The organism is Clostridium sp. DFI.5.61 (genome assembly GCF_024462915.1).
Classification (GTDB): domain Bacteria; phylum Bacillota; class Clostridia; order Oscillospirales; family Oscillospiraceae; genus Lawsonibacter; species Lawsonibacter asaccharolyticus.
The window spans coordinates 14,383-29,209 of sequence record NZ_JANGBZ010000037.1 but is presented as its reverse complement, the minus strand read 5'-3'; the positions used below and the strand labels follow the sequence as shown (position 1 = coordinate 29,209).

Sequence of the window (14,827 nt, the reverse complement as noted above, 5' to 3'; positions counted from 1 at the left end):
CCCCCCCCCCCCCCCCCCCCCCCCCCACACTTGCAGCCTGAGAGGTGTTTTCCCCGACGCACATGTCGCCGGGGAAAACAGATCAGAACTGGATTCGCGCCTGCGGGCGCGAACTCTGCGAGGCTTGTTCGTAAACTGATTAGCACCGCCCGTAGGGCACAGCTGCTCAGCTTGCGGATCAGGCGGCCCCGCGATTAGGGCAGGAAACTCAGCTCCAGGCCCCGGAAGGCGGCGTAGGCCCCCGCCTCACGCTCCAGGGCCCGAAGCGCTCCAGGAGAGAGGGGCTCCCACAGGGACAGGGAGAACTCTAGTCGTCCCTGTACCGCTTTTCCGGTCCAGATGCCGGCCACGCGCCCATCCTTCAGAACGGCGCCGGGGTTGGAGACCGTCCGCCAGACCTGGCGCTGGCGGGCGGGGTCCTCCAGGACCAGGGCTCGGTCCCGCAGGTCCAGATAGGGGTCGTGGGGCCCCAGCAGGATCAGGCGGCCGGGCTGCTCCGGCGGAGCGGTGAGGCTGTCCCGGTCCCGGATCAGGGCCCAGCGGGTCCGGCCCAGCACCCGGACCGGTTCCATCTCCTCTGCGGCGGCGGACCAGAGCCGCTTCGCCTGTTGGGGAGAGCTGCCCAGCCAGGCCTGGAGATCGGCGGGGGCGGCGGGGCCGTAGCAGTGGAGAAATCTCCGCACCAGCTCCGCCTCCCCCTGAGGGCAGGGGGAGGGCTCCCGGCCCAGCCAGCGGCGGAAGGAGGTAAAGGTGGGACTGTTCTCCTCCCGGCGGCCGAACACCACCAGAGAGGCAAAGGAGCAGGGGCGGAGGAGAAAGGAGACAGCGGCGCCTCCCACGGTCTGCCTGTCAGGGCGGCCGTACATGGAGGGGGAGTCCCACAGGGCCCGCTGTTCCGGCGGGAGCTGCGCCCCGACCCGGTCAGCCAGCAGCTGGTCCAGGGCCTCCTTGCTGCGGACGGTGGTCCCGTCCAGGCAGCGGGCGGCCTCCCGCACCCGGGCGTGGGCCTCGTCGAAGGACATGCCGACAAAGTCCAGGGCCGCGGTGATCCCCCGGGTGTAGATCCAGGGACACTCCCCCTCCCGGGCCAGAAGGGGGGAGAGAAAGACGCCGCTCTCCCCGGCGGGAAAGACCAGGGGCACGCCCCGGATGCTCCAGGCCTGGAGCAGGGCCCGGTCCCGGTACAGGGCGTCTCGGAGGAGGGGGAGGGAGCAGCCCTCCAGGCGCTGGAAGAGGGCAGTCTCCCACCCGCCGGGCGGGGAGTTCTGGAGCCCGCAGGCCCCCGCAGCCTCCAGTATCCGGCTGGCGGGATACCGGCGGTCCAGATGGTGGGCCCGCAGCCGGTGGGCGCGGACCTGTTCCGGGGTGATGTCCATGGGAAAGGACCTCCCTTGTCTCGTCGTTGGTCCCATTATACCCCGGAGGAGGCAAAAAAGCAAAAAACCCGGCCCGCTCTGCGGGCCGGGAAAAGAAGTGGGGATTCAGCGCTCCAGGGCGGTCCGCATGGAGGACAGGGCCCCGGTCCGCCCCAGGGCGGCAACCAGGATGCCGGCCAGAATGGCACCGGCCACAGTGGAGATGAGGAAGGGGACGATGTAGGCGTAGAAAGCCACCGTGGCGGCGTCTGCGCCGGTAAACAGGATGGCCACGGGATAGGCGGCCAGGCCGCCGATGATGCCGGTGCCGAAGACCTCCCCCACCAGGGTGGCGGGGAGGTTCCGTGTCTTCCAGAACACCAGTCCGCACAGCAGGGCGCCGCACATGCTGCCTGGGAAGGCCATGATCGTGCCAAGCCCCAGCAGGTTTCGGATCAGGCTGGCGCCGAAAGCCACCCCGACTCCGTACCAGGGGCCCAGCAGGACAGCGCACAGGACGTTGACCATATGCTGGATGGGGGCGCACTTGCTGGCCAGGACGGGGAAAGTGAACAGGCTACCCACCACCGCCACGGCGCACAGAATGCCGGCAATGGCCAGCTTTTTGGTGTTGCTCTGATTCATGGGAAAGTGCTCCTTTCAAAATGGATGGGGAAACACACAAAAGCAGACAGCGTCTCCCCTTTTTCCGGCCCCGAGGGGCCACAAATCGGGTCCCGGAAGGACAGACAGGGTCCTCCCTGGGTTCGGTCGGGGCTTACTGGCCCCCTCTCACGCCGGAACACGGCTTCCCATCGCTGCTGTATGCGGCCCGGGCACAGGGCGCTCCCCCTCTGCCCGCTCCCGGCCAGGCCGGGGCGCCGATGTGTCTCCTCACGCTCCCTTCGGAAAGGATCAAAAAACGGGGTGCCCGGTGGGCACCCCGTCTGGTCACGGCCAGCATGACTCCCTACGGTGGCATGACCCACATCAGGTGAAGGGTCGAAGCGCTCAGCTTCCTCTCAGCCCGCTGCCGCAGGCTCCCCTGTCTTTTGCAACTGTATTATGGGCCCGGAGGCCCGGTTTGTCAAGAAAAATTTTCGGACCCTGGCGCGGCGGACCCTGGAGGGAAGGAGAAGGCCGTCTGTCAGACCTCCCGCTGTCCCTCTAGGATCTCCATGAACTCCCGCCCGGTGATGGTCTCGTGCTCATAGAGGTACTGGGCCAGCTGGTGGAGCTTTTCCTCGTTGGTTTTCAGCAGGTCCATGGCCTTCTGGTACTGGGTATCCACCATCTCCGTCACCTTCCGGTCGATGCGGGCCTGGGTCTCCGGGGAGCAGGCCAGGGCAGCATCCCCGCCCAGGTACTGGTTGCTCACCGTCTCAAAGGCCACGAAGCCGAACTCGCCGCTCATACCGAAGCGGGAGATCATGGACCGGGCCAGCTTGGTGGCCTGCTCGATGTCGTTGGAGGCCCCGGTGGTGATGGAGTGGAAGACCAGCTCTTCGGCGGCCCGGCCGCCGGTATAGGTGGCGATCTTGTTCAGCAGCTCATCCTTAGACATGAGGAAATGGTCGCCGTCGTCCACCTGGAGAGTATAGCCCAGCGCGCCGGAGGTGCGGGGAATGATGGTGATCTTCTGCACCGGGGCGGAGTGGGTCTGGAGGGCGGCTACCAGGGCGTGGCCCGTCTCGTGGTAGGCCACGATCTTCTTCTCCTGGTCGGAGAGCACCCGGCTCTTCTTCTGGTATCCTGCGATGACCACCTCCACGCTCTCCTGCAAGTCCTCCTGAGTGGCGTAGGGGCGGCCTGCCCGCACCGCCCTCAGAGCGGCCTCGTTGACGATGTTGGCCAGCTCTGCGCCGGAGGCCCCGGCAGCGGTCTTGGCAATGGGTTCGAAGTCCACGTCCTCCGCCAGACGGATCTGCTTGGCGTGGACCTTCAGGATATCGATGCGGCCCTGAAGGTCGGGCAGCTCCACCGGGATGCGCCGGTCGAACCGGCCGGGGCGCAGCAGGGCGGGGTCCAGGCTGTCTGGGCGGTTGGTGGCGGCCAGCACCACCACGCCCTTGGAGCCGTCAAAGCCGTCCATCTCGGTGAGCAGCTGGTTCAGGGTCTGCTCCCGCTCGTCATTGCCGCCGATCTGGCCGTCCCGCTTCTTGCCGATGGTGTCGATCTCGTCGATGAACACGATGCAGGGGGCCTTGTCATTGGCCTGCTTGAACAGGTCCCGCACCTTGGCGGCACCCCGGCCCACGAACATCTCCACGAACTCGCTGCCGGCAATGGAGAAGAAGGGCACGTTGGCCTCGCCGGCTACCGCCTTGGCCAGCAGGGTCTTGCCGGTGCCCGGAGGGCCTACCAGCAGGGCGCCTTTGGGCAGCTTGGCGCCGATCTGGCGGTACTTCTCCGGGTCGTGGAGGAAGTCCACGATCTCGCTGAGCAGTTCCTTGGCCTCGTCCTCGCCGGCCACGTCGGCAAAGCGGATTCCAGTGGATGAGGGGACATACATCTTGGCATTAGAGCCGCCGCCCATGCCGAACATCATGCCGTCGCCGCCCATGGATTTTTTCATCCGTCTGTTGATGAACCAGCCGATGAGCAGGAAGGGGAGCAGGGGCAGGACCCAGCCCACCAGGATGGAGGTGAGCAGGCCGGGCTGGGTGTCGATCTCCTGGAACTGGGCCCCATTCTCATAGAGGCGCTGGGTCCGGTCAGGGTCGTTGGTGGCGGTGGTGCGGTAGACCTTCTCGTTGGTCTTGTCGGTAAAGGTGATCTCATCCCCCTCGATTTGGACCTGGCCCACATTCTGCTCATAGGTCATGGACATGAACTGATCGTAAGTCACATCCTGGACCGGGGTCTCCAGCATGGCGGGGAACAGGGTCAAGTTCAGCACCATCAGAATGAGCAGAGCCACCAGGTAGTAATAGACCAGAGGCTTTTTAGAGGGCTGCTTCACTTCTTTCATAGCGGTTTCCCATCCTTTTTCATCAAAATGTGTGGAATCGAATCGGACTGGCTGAGTACGGTGCGCACATTGTGCTCTATCTTCTGAGCGATCTTCTCCATCTGCTGCTGTTCCTCCAGGGTGACATCCTGGAGCAGCAGACAGAAGAACGCCTCTCCTGCCCGACGGACCTCTTCGCTGAAAGGCCGGGCAGGGGACAGGAGTCGGAGATGCTGGATCCGCCGGTCCCGGGGGTCGGGCAGCGCCTCCAGCCATCCCCGACGCACCAGACCCTCCGCCGCCCGGGAGACGGCGGATTTTTTCAGCAGCTGAGTCTCGCAGATGTCCCGGGCGGTGTCCAGGGTTTTATCACAGGAGAGCAGGAACATCACCTCTGCCTCGGTGCGGGAGAGGGACCACTCCTGAGCCAGCTCGTCCAGCATCCGGCAGTAGAGGCGGCGGAAGGGCTGGCCGGTCAGGGCGGTCTCCAAGGGGGAGAGCATAGGCACACCTCCGATAGTTCAAAAAGAAACTGTTCTGATGGGAACAGTATAGACCGGGGCGGGGGCGGCAGGGTGAATGGAGTGTAAAAAATATTTGTATAAATTATGAATTCTCCAGGCGGGACTTGCCCTTGAAAAGAGGGGAAAAGTCGGCTACAATTAGGTCCAGTGTGAGAGATCATTATCGTGAGGAAGTGAGACCTGTGTCAGAACACAGTGGATCGGGGGAGCGGACCCTGTATGACCTGACCCCCGGAGAGAGCGGGATGATCCTGTCGGTGGGCAACCAGTCCGGGGCGGTGAAGCGCCGCCTGGTGGACATGGGGCTGACTCCCGGGACTGTGGTGAAGGTGACCAAGATCGCCCCTCTGGGCGACCCCCTGGAAGTGAGCCTGCGGGGGTATGAGATGTCCCTGCGCCGGGCGGACGCGGCCCAGATCCGGATGGGACAGCCCAGGAGGACGGAGCGGGGCGGGACCGCCCGGGGTGCCATGACCCGGCACGTGACCGACCCGGAGACCGCCCGCCGCCAATTGCGGGACCACGAGCACGAGCTCCAGGAGCACGGGGGGAGCTATGACCCCACTGCCCACGACACCCGGCCCATGCGGGTGGCTTTGGCGGGCAACCCCAACTGCGGCAAGACCACCCTCTTCAACGCCTTGACCGGCTCGAACCAGTATGTGGGCAACTGGCCCGGAGTGACGGTGGAGAAGAAGGAGGGCACCGCCCGTCTGGGCGACAAGACCCTGACCATCGTGGACCTGCCGGGCATCTACTCCCTGTCTCCCTACTCCATGGAGGAGATCGTCGCCCGGGATTTCATCATCGGGGAGGCCCCTGACTGCATCATCGACATCGTGGATGCCACCAACCTGGAGCGCAACCTGTACCTTACCGTCCAGCTGCTGGAGCTGGAGCGGCCCACGGTGCTGGCCCTGAACTTTATGGACGAGGTGGCCAAACGGGGGGACCAGATTGATGTGGAGCGGCTGTCCAAGGAGCTGGGCATCCCAGTGGTCCCCATCACCGCCCGCACCGGGGAGGGGCTGGAGGAACTGCTCCACACCGCCCACCGGCAGATGCACCTGGGCTGCACCGTAGAGCCCGACGACCTGTACGACGCCTTTACCCACGACATCCACCACCGGATGGGGGAGCTGCTCCACGACTACGCCTATGCCGCCGGCCTGCCCGCCCACTGGGCCTCCATCAAGCTGCTGGAGGGGGACGAGCTGGTGGAGCGGGCACTGGCCCTGCCTGAGCCGGTGCAGGAGCAGCTGGACCGGGTGGTGGCGGAATACGAAAGCGCCAGTGACCTGGGTGACCGGGAGACCCTGGTGGCGGACAGCCGCTACCAGTACATCGAGCGGGTGGTAGCCGCCTCAGTGACCAAGGGGCAGAAGCCGGGGGAGCTGACCCTCAGCGAGAAGGTGGACAAGGTGGTGACGGGGAAATATCTGGCCCTGCCCCTGTTCCTGTGCGCCATGCTGGTGATGTTCGTCATCACCTTCGGCCCCTTCGGCTCCTGGCTGTCCAATCTGGTGGCGGCGGGCATCGACACATGCTCCGCCGCGCTGGAGGAGACTCTGCTGGGGGCGGGGGTGTCCCAGGTACTGGTGAGCCTGATCTGTGAGGGCATCATTGCCGGCGTGGGGGGCGTGCTCTCCTTCCTGCCCCAGATCGCTCTGCTGTTCTTCTTCCTGTCCTTTCTGGAGGACATCGGCTATATGTCCCGGGCGGCCTTCATCATGGACCGCCTGCTGCGGCGCTTCGGCCTGAGCGGGAAGGCGTTCATTCCCATGCTCATGGGCTTCGGCTGCTCGGTGCCCGCCATCATGGGTGCCCGGACCATGGAGAACGAGAAGGACCGGCGGATGACCATCCTGCTGGTGCCCTTTATGAGCTGCTCCGCCAAGCTGCCGGTGTACGGGCTGCTCTCCTCGGCTTTCTTTGGACCCTGGGCCGGGCTGGTGGTCTTCGGCCTGTATGTCATCGGCATGGCGGCGGGCATCCTGTCCGGCCTGCTGTTCAAGCATACCCTCTTCGCCGGGGAGCCCGCCCCCTTTGTGCTGGAGCTGCCCCCTTACCGCCTGCCCTCCCTGCACAACATGCTCACCCATGTGTGGCAGAAGGTGAAGGGCTTCCTCATCAAGGCGGGCACCCTGATCCTGCTGATGAGCATCCTGCTCTGGCTGCTCCAGTCCTTTGACTTCTCCCTGCATATGGTGGAGAACGAGGCGGACAGCATGCTGGGTGCCCTGGGCAGCGTCATCGCCCCCATTTTCAAGCCCCTGGGCTTCGGCTTCTGGCAGGCGGCGGTGGCTCTGCTCACCGGCCTGATCGCCAAGGAGATGGTGGTCAGCTCCCTGTCCATGTTCTACGCTTTCCCGCTCACTGCCACCGGCGCCCAGGTGGCGGCGGCCATGACGGGGTTCACCCCCCTGTCTGCCTTCTCTATGCTGGTGTTCATCCTGCTGTACGTCCCCTGCGTGGCGGCGGTGTCTACGCTGGCCAAGGAGATGAACAGCACGAAGTGGACCCTGTTTTCCATCGGGTGGCAGCTGGGGGTGGCCTATGTGGCCTCTCTGCTGGTCTACCAGGTGGGGAGTCTGTTCCTATAATTGCTCAAGGAGAAGATGCCCATGATACGACTGATCGCGCTGGACCTGGACGGGACCCTGCTGGACCCGGCGGGCCGGATCACCCAGGCGTCCAAGGATGCCATCGCCCGGGCCCGGGCGGCGGGGGTGCGGGTGGTGCTGAATACGGGACGCCCGATCCAGGAGGCGGTTTGGTTCGCCGGGGAGGCGGGCTGCGATGCGCTGCTCTCCTGCCTGGGGGGCGCCGCCGTGGTGGACGGTGTCCGGGGGGAGACCCTGCGCCGCTGGGACATGCCGGAGGAGTCGGGCCGCCGGGCGCTGGAGCTGTGCCTGGGCCGGGAGATCGAGCTGATGATCTTTGCCGGGGAGGAGATCGTGGTGGACCCCTTTTCCAAGGAATCCCTTTCCCGGACCTACCCCTTCCCCATCTTCCACTCCGCCGCCGTGGTGGCGGAGGACCCGCGGGCCTATCTGGAGGAGAGGGGGCTGCCGCTGACCAAGGTGCACGGGGACTGGAACCAGGCCCGCTACCCCCTGGAGGAGCTGGGCGCGCTGCCCGGGGTGCAGCTGACTGCCTCCAATGACCACGACTTTGAGCTGGTGCCCGACCGGGTGGACAAGGGGCGGGCCATGGCCCTGATCGCGCTGCTGTACGGCGTCCCCCTGGGGGAGACCGCCGCCGTGGGGGACAGCGACAACGACCTGTCTATGCTCCGGGCGGCGGGGCTGCCCATCGCCATGGGCAATGCCCCGGCAGCGGTGCGGGAGGCGGCCCAGCGGACCGCCCCCTCCAACCAGGAGGAGGGAGTAGCCTGGGCCATCTCCCGCTGTCTGGAGGAAAATGAGTGGGAAAGGGGAGAAAAGGGATGAATTTTGATGAATTGATCCAAAAAGAAGAGGAGGCCCTGCTCCGGGATCTGAGAGAGCTGGTCCGCATCCCCAGCGTCTCGGTCCCCGGGACGGGGCGGGCCCCCTATGGGGCGGAGTGCCGGCGGGCGCTGGACTGGTTCCTGTCCAGGGCGTCGGAGATGGGCTTCCAGACCCGGGACGTGGACGGCCACTGCGGCTGGTGCGAGTACGGGGAGGGGGAGGAGATGGTGGCTGTCCTGTGCCATCTGGATGTGGTCCCCGCCGGAGACGGGTGGCACTACCCCCCCTATGACTGTACCTGGGCGGAGGGGCGGATTTACGGCCGGGGGGTCATCGACGACAAAGGGCCCGCGGCGGCGGCCCTGTACGCCCTGAAAGCGGTGCGGGACAGCGGCGCCCCCCTGCACCGCCGGGTGCGCCTGCTGGTGGGGTGCAACGAGGAGAAGGGCTCCTCCTGTATCCGCCACTATGTGGAGGCCGGCGGAGAGATCCCGGTGATGGGCTTCACCCCGGACGGCATGTACCCCATTATCAACGGGGAGAAGGGGATCGCCGTGGTGGACTTCCGTCGGGCGCTGGCCCCGTCCCCCCGGTCCATCCGCTGCATTTCCGGGGGGACCGCTCACAATGTGGTGCCTGACCGGGCCCGGGCGGAGCTGAATTGGCCGGAGGAGGAGCGGTCCGCCGCCTGCGCCCTGACGCTGGACGGCGTCCGGGTGACAGAGACAGCGGAGGGACTGCTGGTGGAGGCGGAGGGCCAGAGCGCCCACGGCTCCACCCCGGAGAAGGGGGTCAACGCCATCGGCCGCCTGCTGCTGGCCCTGAAGAAGCTGGGGCTGGATGGGGACTCGGGCCAGGCTGCCGCCTTCCTGGCGGATGTCCTGGGAGAGGAGACCCGGGGCGAGGGGCTGGGCATTGCCATGTCTGACCAGATCTCCGGGGCGCTGACGGTGAACCTGGGCATCATCCGGGGCGGCGGGGAGGAGTTGTCCCTCACCCTGGACCTGCGCTGGCCCGTCACCGCCCGGTATGAGGACTTTGCCGACAGGCTCATGGGGGCCATGGAGCGGGGCGGCTTTGCCGGGGAGCGCACCGAGGGGCAGGACAGCATCTACATGCCCCCGGAGAGCCCGCTGGTCCAGGCGCTGTCCAAGGTGTACCGGGAGCAGACCGGGCAGGAGGCGGAGCTGCTCTCCATCGGGGGCGGCACCTACGCCAAGGCATGTCCCAACCTGGTGGCCTTCGGGCCCCTGTTCCCCGGACAGGAGATGACGGAGCACCAGCCGGACGAATATATGGAAGCGGACACCCTGCTGAAAAACGCCCAGATGATGGCGGCCGCTATTTGGGAACTGGCCAGATAGTACAGAGCACCCCCCGGAGCCAAGGCTCCGGGGGGTGCTCTGCTTCCAGGGAAAAGCCTAGATTCCGGTCACGGCTGCCTGGACTTAGGGGCGGGCTTGGGCTTAGGGGCGGATCTGGACAGGGTCTCCAGCACCAGCATCAGCTGCTGCCGCTGCTCCTCTGGAAAGGCACGGTACAGGGTAAGGAGCCTGACCTCATCGGCGGGGAGCTCCTGAGCCGAGACGGGCAGGTGAAGCAGCCGGTCCGCCGACACCCGGTAGAGCCGCAGCAGAGTGGTCAGGGTCTGAAGGTCCGGCTCCGCGATGTTGTTCTCATAGCCGGAGAGCGTTTTGTTGTTGATGCCGGTGAGGTTCATCACCTGGGTCTGGGTCAAGCCCCTGCGCTCCCGCGCCAGCCGCAGGGCGTATCCGAGTTCTTCCATAGCTCTGACGCTCCTTTTGCCTCTATTTTAATGCAGAACAGGACGATCCCTCTGGTTATTCTTAGTAAAAAAGAAAATATTATTGACTTCTTAAAAAATAGGAATTAAAATGAAAAGGCTTATCCAGTGGACAAAATGTGGGCCAGCCACAGATTTTGCTTGACCTTCCCCCTGGGGGAAGGTGTAGAGTCAGGACTCAGGCAGATGCAGCGGAGGAGCCGGTTTAAGAAAATTTTAATTTTTCTTATGTACTGTACTTAAAGATTCTCTGATATGGTAAAAAAGAAAAGCATATGGGGCCTCTGACAGAGACTGGGGCGGGGGGACGGAATATCCGTCCGCTGCAGCCCGTACGGCAGAGAAGGATTGTGAACATTTTTTGAAACCTGGAGGGGGGCGATTGACAGAAAAATGAAGGGGGACTATACTGTGTGACAACTTGTCATGTGAGGAGGCGGGACGGGAATGCCCAGCAAGACCTTCTTCCACCTGCCCGCGGAGAAGCGGGAGCGGCTGCTGTTGGCCGCTGAGGAGGAGTTTGCCCGTGTGCCCTATGCTGAGGCGTCTATCAACCGGATGATCCGGGCAGCGGGGATCCCCCGAGGCAGCTTTTACATGTACTTTCGTGACAAGGAGGAGCTGTTCCACTACCTCCTGAAGCGGTATCAGGACGGGCTGCTCCAGCGGCTGGAGCGGGTGCTGGAGGAGCAGGGAGGCGATCTGCTCGGGGCGCTGCCCGCCCTGTTCGATGATCTGCGGGCCCAGCGGAAGCACTGGGCCGGGCTGGCCAGGATGCTCAGCCGCAACTCGGACATGCGCCTGGGCCTGCGGCTGAGCCCGCTGGATCGGCCGGACCTGGGGGAGTGGCTGGAGCGGCGGGTGGACCGGGACAGGCTGGACCTGCGGGGGGAAGAGGACTTGATGGACATCTTCCGGATCCTGATATACATCTCGGCCACTGCCATGACACAGGCGATCTTTGAAGAGGACAGCGGTCCGGCCCGGGCGCGGCTGTGCGCCCAGCTGGACATTTTGAGACGGGGGACAGCAGCCCCGTCCGCGACCAAGACATAAAGGAGATTCAAGGTATGGAAGCAACACAGGTAAAAACGGAAGAGGCGGTCCAGGCACCGGGCAAAAAGGAACCGCCCAAGCTTAAGGTGCCCAAAAAGAAGAAAAAATGGCTCAAGCGACTGATTATCGCGGTGGTAGTGCTGGCGGCCATTTTCCTGATTTTTATCCGGCCCATGATGAGCGCCGGCCAGCAGTTCGTGGCGGGCACCTATCTGCCTGAGACAGCCCAGCGGCAGGACCTGAGGATCTCCGTGTCCAGCACCGGGACCATCACGCCCATCGACTCCTACAAGGTCTCCGCCCTGGTCAACGGGGAGATCGTGGAGGCTCCCTTTGAGGAGGGCGACTGGGTAGAGAAGGGCGCTCTGCTCTACCGTTTTGACGCAGAGGATGCCCAGAACGCGGTGCAGCAGGCCCAGCTGAGCGTAGCGCAGGCGGAGCTGGGTTACCGCACCGCTCAGGAGAGCGTGAACCCCTACTCCACTGCCAGCGGCATCGTGCAGAAGCTCTATGTCAGCGTGGGCGACCCGGTGGCGGTGGGCGACCCCATCGCGGACGTGGGGGACAACACCACCATGACGGTGGAAATCCCCTTCCACAGCGCAGACGCCGCGGGGCTGTACGTGGGCCAGACGGGCACACTGACCATTGAAGGGACGATGGAGACAGTGACCGGCACCATCGAGAGCATCTCCGGCGCCGACGAGGTGGGTGCCGGAGGCGCCTTGATCCGTCAGGTAAAGTTCCGGGTGAGCAATCCCGGCGGACTGACCGGCACCACCGCCGCCACCGCTGTGGTGGGCAGCGTGGCCTGTGCCGGAAGCGGCACCTTCAGCCAAAGCACCGGCCAGACCGTGGTGGCACAGACAGCGGGGGAGATCACCGCCCTCCATGTCACCTCCGGAAGTCCGGTGTCCTACGGCACTGTGCTGGCCACCATCGGCGGTACTGCCGCGGAGACCACCCTGGAGAACGCCCGCATCGGCGTGGAGAACGCCAAGCTGGCCCTGGACAGCCGGCTCCAGGCCCTGGAGAACTATGAGATCACCGCCCCCATCTCCGGCACCGTTATCGAGAAAAACTTCAAGGCCGGCGACAACGTGGACAGCTCCGCGGTGACCTCCGCGGGAGGGAACCTGGCAGTGCTGTATGACATGTCCACCCTGACCTTTGAGATGAAGGTGAATGAGCTGGACATCAACAACATCCAGGTGGGCCAGGAGGTAGAGATCACCGCCGACGCTCTGGAGGGTATGACCTTCAAGGGCTATGTGGACAAGATCAACATCAACGGCACCACGGCCAATGGCCGCACCACCTACCCGGTCACCGTGGTGGTGGAGGGCACACCAGAGGAGCTGAAGCCGGGCATGAACGTGTCTGCCGAGGTGCTGGTGGAGGACGCGGGCAATGTGCTGTGCGTGCCGGTAGAGGCGGTCCAGCGGGGCAACACCGTGCTGGTGGCCGGTCAGGGCGCCCTGGATGAGAGCGGCAACCTGGTGGACCCCGCCAAGCTGGAGGAGCGCCCTGTCACCCTGGGCCGGAGCAGCAGCGAGTACATCGAGATCCTGGACGGCCTGGAGGAGGGCGAGACGGTCTATGTTCAGAATATCGCCTCCAACGCTATGGCCATGATGATGGGCGTGGGTGGCTGAGCGTATGGAACACCTGATCGAATTAAAGGACGTCTACAAGATCTACCAGATGGGAGAGGAGACCGTCCATGCCTTGGACGGCGTCAGCCTGACCATCGACCAGGGGGAGTTCGTGGCCATCGTGGGCTCCTCCGGCTCGGGAAAGTCCACGGCCATGAATATCATCGGCTGTCTGGACGTGCCTACCTCAGGGACCTATCATCTGGGCGGGATCGACGTGTCTACCATGGACGACGACCAGCAGGCCGAGATCCGCAACAAAATGCTGGGCTTCATCTTCCAGCAGTATAACCTGATCCCCAAGCTGAACGTGCTGGAAAACGTGGAGCTCCCCCTGCTCTATGCCGGGGTGGACGCCTCGGAGCGGAAGGAGCGAGCCATGGCCTCCCTCCAGCGGGTAGGGCTGGCGGACAAGTGCAGGAACCTGCCCTCCCAGCTCTCCGGCGGCCAGCAGCAGCGGGTGTCCATCGCCCGGGCCCTGGCGGGCAGCCCGTCGGTCATCCTGGCTGACGAGCCCACCGGCGCACTGGACTCCCGCACCGGTCGGGAGGTGCTGGGCTTTCTGAAAAAGCTGAACCGGGAGGGGGACACTGTGGTCCTCATCACCCATGACAACTCCATCGCGGTGAAGGCGGACCGCATCGTCCGCCTCCAGGACGGAAAGATCATCTACGACGGCGATGCCCATGACCCCAGGGCCGTGGTGCGGCCCGAAGAGATGGAGCAGGACGAGCCGGCGGCAGGCGGATTTTCGGACGCCTCCCCGGCGGAACAGGAGGCGGGCGCATGAACTTTGGACAGTCCTTCCGCCTGGCCCTGAAGTCCCTGATGACCAGCAAGATGCGGGCTCTGCTCACCATGCTGGGCATCATCATCGGCGTGGGTGCCGTCATCGTTATCACCAGCCTGGGCAACGGCATGCAGAATATGATGAACGAGCAGTTTGAGAAGCTGGGCGCCAATCTGGTCCAGGTCCAATTGTTTATGTACGGGGGGGACTCCCGTTCGGTGGACCCAGACGATATGTATGAACTGGTGGATAAATATCCCCAGTACATCTCCGGCGTGACCCCCTATGTCTCCGCTCAGCTGGCGGTGCGGCAGGGGAGCGAGGATTTTGAGCGCACCAGCATTTATGGTGTGGGTGAGACCTTCCTCAACGAGAGGGGGGCCACCATGAGCGGCCAGAACCTGGGCAAAGGCCGATTTATCTCCTACATCGACGCTGCCCGCTACCAGAACGTATGCGTCATCGGCGCTTATCTGGAGGAAGAGGCCTTCCAGGGCGACGCCCTGGGCAAGCAGCTGTCCATCGGCGGGGAGCACTTTACCGTTATCGGTGTGCTGGAGAAGAACAGCGACATGAGCGAGGGGAGCGGGGACGACATCATATACCTCCCCTACACCACCGCCCTGCGCCTGAGCGGGAGCGCGGACGCCAGCATGTACATGTTCACCAGCACCAGCAAGGACACAGCTGCAACGGCCAAGGGCATCATCGAGAACCGGCTGTACAAGACCTTCCAGAGCAGCGACTACTACTTTGTCATGACCTCCGCCGAGATGATGGACGCCATGAACGCCATGATGGGCACCATGATGGCGGTGCTGGTGGCCATCGCCGCCATCTCTCTGCTGGTGGGCGGCATCGGCATTATGAATATCATGCTGGTCTCCGTTACCGAGCGCACCCGGGAGATCGGCATCCGAAAGTCCCTGGGCGCCAAGCGGAAGGATATCCGCGGGCAGTTCATCATTGAGGCAGGCACCACCTCAGCCATCGGCGGGGTGCTGGGCATCCTGGTGGGGATCGGTCTGGCCAGTTTGGCCGGTTCCCTCATTGGAGGCATGATGACCAGCAGTATGGGCGGCGGGAGCACCTTCAGTGCGGTGCCTAACCTGAGCTCGGTGGCCGTGGCTTTCGGCGTGTCCGTGGGCATCGGCATCCTGTTCGGCTATCTGCCGGCAAAAAAGGCGGCCGCCCTGAACCCCATCGACGCCCTGCGCTATGAATAAGGAGGAGAAGCACAG

The 14,827-nt window shown here is 64.5% G+C and carries 12 protein-coding genes and 1 riboswitch; of the genes, 7 read left to right on the top strand and 5 right to left on the bottom strand.

Annotated elements, in window-relative coordinates; all coding sequences use genetic code 11:
- Positions 1-194: 194 nt before the first annotated feature.
- The 4 genes from NE584_RS14235 to NE584_RS14220 form a co-directional block, all read right to left on the bottom strand.
- Entirely contained in the window at positions 195-1,376 is a 1,182-nt protein-coding gene (locus NE584_RS14235; RefSeq protein WP_256183074.1) for a winged helix DNA-binding domain-containing protein, read from the bottom strand.
- 105 nt (positions 1,377-1,481) lie between these two features.
- On the bottom strand, positions 1,482-2,000 hold the full coding sequence (gene thiW, locus NE584_RS14230; RefSeq protein WP_050623155.1) for an energy coupling factor transporter S component ThiW: 519 nt from the start codon (positions 1,998-2,000) through the stop codon (positions 1,482-1,484).
- A 305-nt stretch (positions 2,001-2,305) separates the two neighbouring features.
- Positions 2,306-2,412, bottom strand: a riboswitch (TPP riboswitch).
- Between the two features lie 90 nt (positions 2,413-2,502).
- Positions 2,503-4,326: an ATP-dependent zinc metalloprotease FtsH gene (gene ftsH, locus NE584_RS14225; protein WP_256183072.1), complete on the bottom strand. Its 1,824-nt coding sequence runs from the start codon at positions 4,324-4,326 to the stop codon at positions 2,503-2,505.
- A complete protein-coding gene (locus tag NE584_RS14220) occupies positions 4,323-4,808 on the bottom strand; it encodes a MarR family winged helix-turn-helix transcriptional regulator (protein WP_050623157.1) in 486 nt (161 codons plus the stop codon). The genes ftsH and NE584_RS14220 overlap by 4 nt, the downstream gene beginning before the upstream one ends.
- 203 nt (positions 4,809-5,011) lie before the next feature.
- Here NE584_RS14220 and feoB point away from each other — a divergent pair, with 203 nt between their 5' ends.
- The 3 genes from feoB to pepV are packed head-to-tail and all read left to right on the top strand — an operon-like array spanning position 5,012 to position 9,645.
- Complete coding sequence (gene feoB, locus NE584_RS14215) at positions 5,012-7,432, top strand: ferrous iron transport protein B (RefSeq protein ID WP_050623158.1); 2,421 nt, start codon at positions 5,012-5,014, stop codon at positions 7,430-7,432.
- Positions 7,433-7,453: 21 nt separating this feature from the next.
- The gene (locus NE584_RS14210) at positions 7,454-8,281 is read left to right on the top strand and encodes a Cof-type HAD-IIB family hydrolase (RefSeq protein ID WP_256183071.1); all 828 of its coding nucleotides are present in this window, start codon (positions 7,454-7,456) and stop codon (positions 8,279-8,281) included.
- Positions 8,278-9,645 carry a dipeptidase PepV gene (pepV, locus tag NE584_RS14205; RefSeq protein ID WP_256183070.1) on the top strand — a complete coding sequence of 456 codons (1,368 nt, stop codon included), beginning with the start codon at positions 8,278-8,280 and terminating at the stop codon, positions 9,643-9,645. Before NE584_RS14210 ends, pepV begins: the two co-directional genes overlap by 4 nt.
- 68 nt (positions 9,646-9,713) lie before the next feature.
- On the opposite strand, the gene NE584_RS14200 is transcribed toward pepV, so the two are convergent.
- A complete protein-coding gene (locus tag NE584_RS14200; protein ID WP_256183069.1) occupies positions 9,714-10,067 on the bottom strand; it encodes a helix-turn-helix domain-containing protein in 354 nt (117 codons plus the stop codon).
- Positions 10,068-10,532: 465 nt separating this feature from the next.
- Here NE584_RS14200 and NE584_RS14195 point away from each other — a divergent pair, with 465 nt between their 5' ends.
- Genes NE584_RS14195 through NE584_RS14180 form a run of 4 tightly spaced genes read left to right on the top strand, consistent with a single transcriptional unit; the run spans position 10,533 to position 14,812 of the window.
- Complete coding sequence (locus tag NE584_RS14195) at positions 10,533-11,141, top strand: TetR/AcrR family transcriptional regulator (protein WP_108980298.1); 609 nt, start codon at positions 10,533-10,535, stop codon at positions 11,139-11,141.
- 14 nt (positions 11,142-11,155) lie between these two features.
- On the top strand, positions 11,156-12,796 hold the full coding sequence (locus NE584_RS14190) for an efflux RND transporter periplasmic adaptor subunit (protein ID WP_256183068.1): 1,641 nt from the start codon (positions 11,156-11,158) through the stop codon (positions 12,794-12,796).
- Positions 12,797-12,800: 4 nt separating this feature from the next.
- Positions 12,801-13,586, top strand: a complete 786-nt coding sequence (locus NE584_RS14185; RefSeq protein ID WP_276758376.1) for an ABC transporter ATP-binding protein — start codon at positions 12,801-12,803, stop codon at positions 13,584-13,586.
- Positions 13,583-14,812, top strand: coding sequence for an ABC transporter permease (locus NE584_RS14180; RefSeq protein WP_050623165.1), 1,230 nt, complete (start codon positions 13,583-13,585; stop codon positions 14,810-14,812). The genes NE584_RS14185 and NE584_RS14180 overlap by 4 nt, the downstream gene beginning before the upstream one ends.
- Positions 14,813-14,827 lie beyond the last annotated feature (15 nt).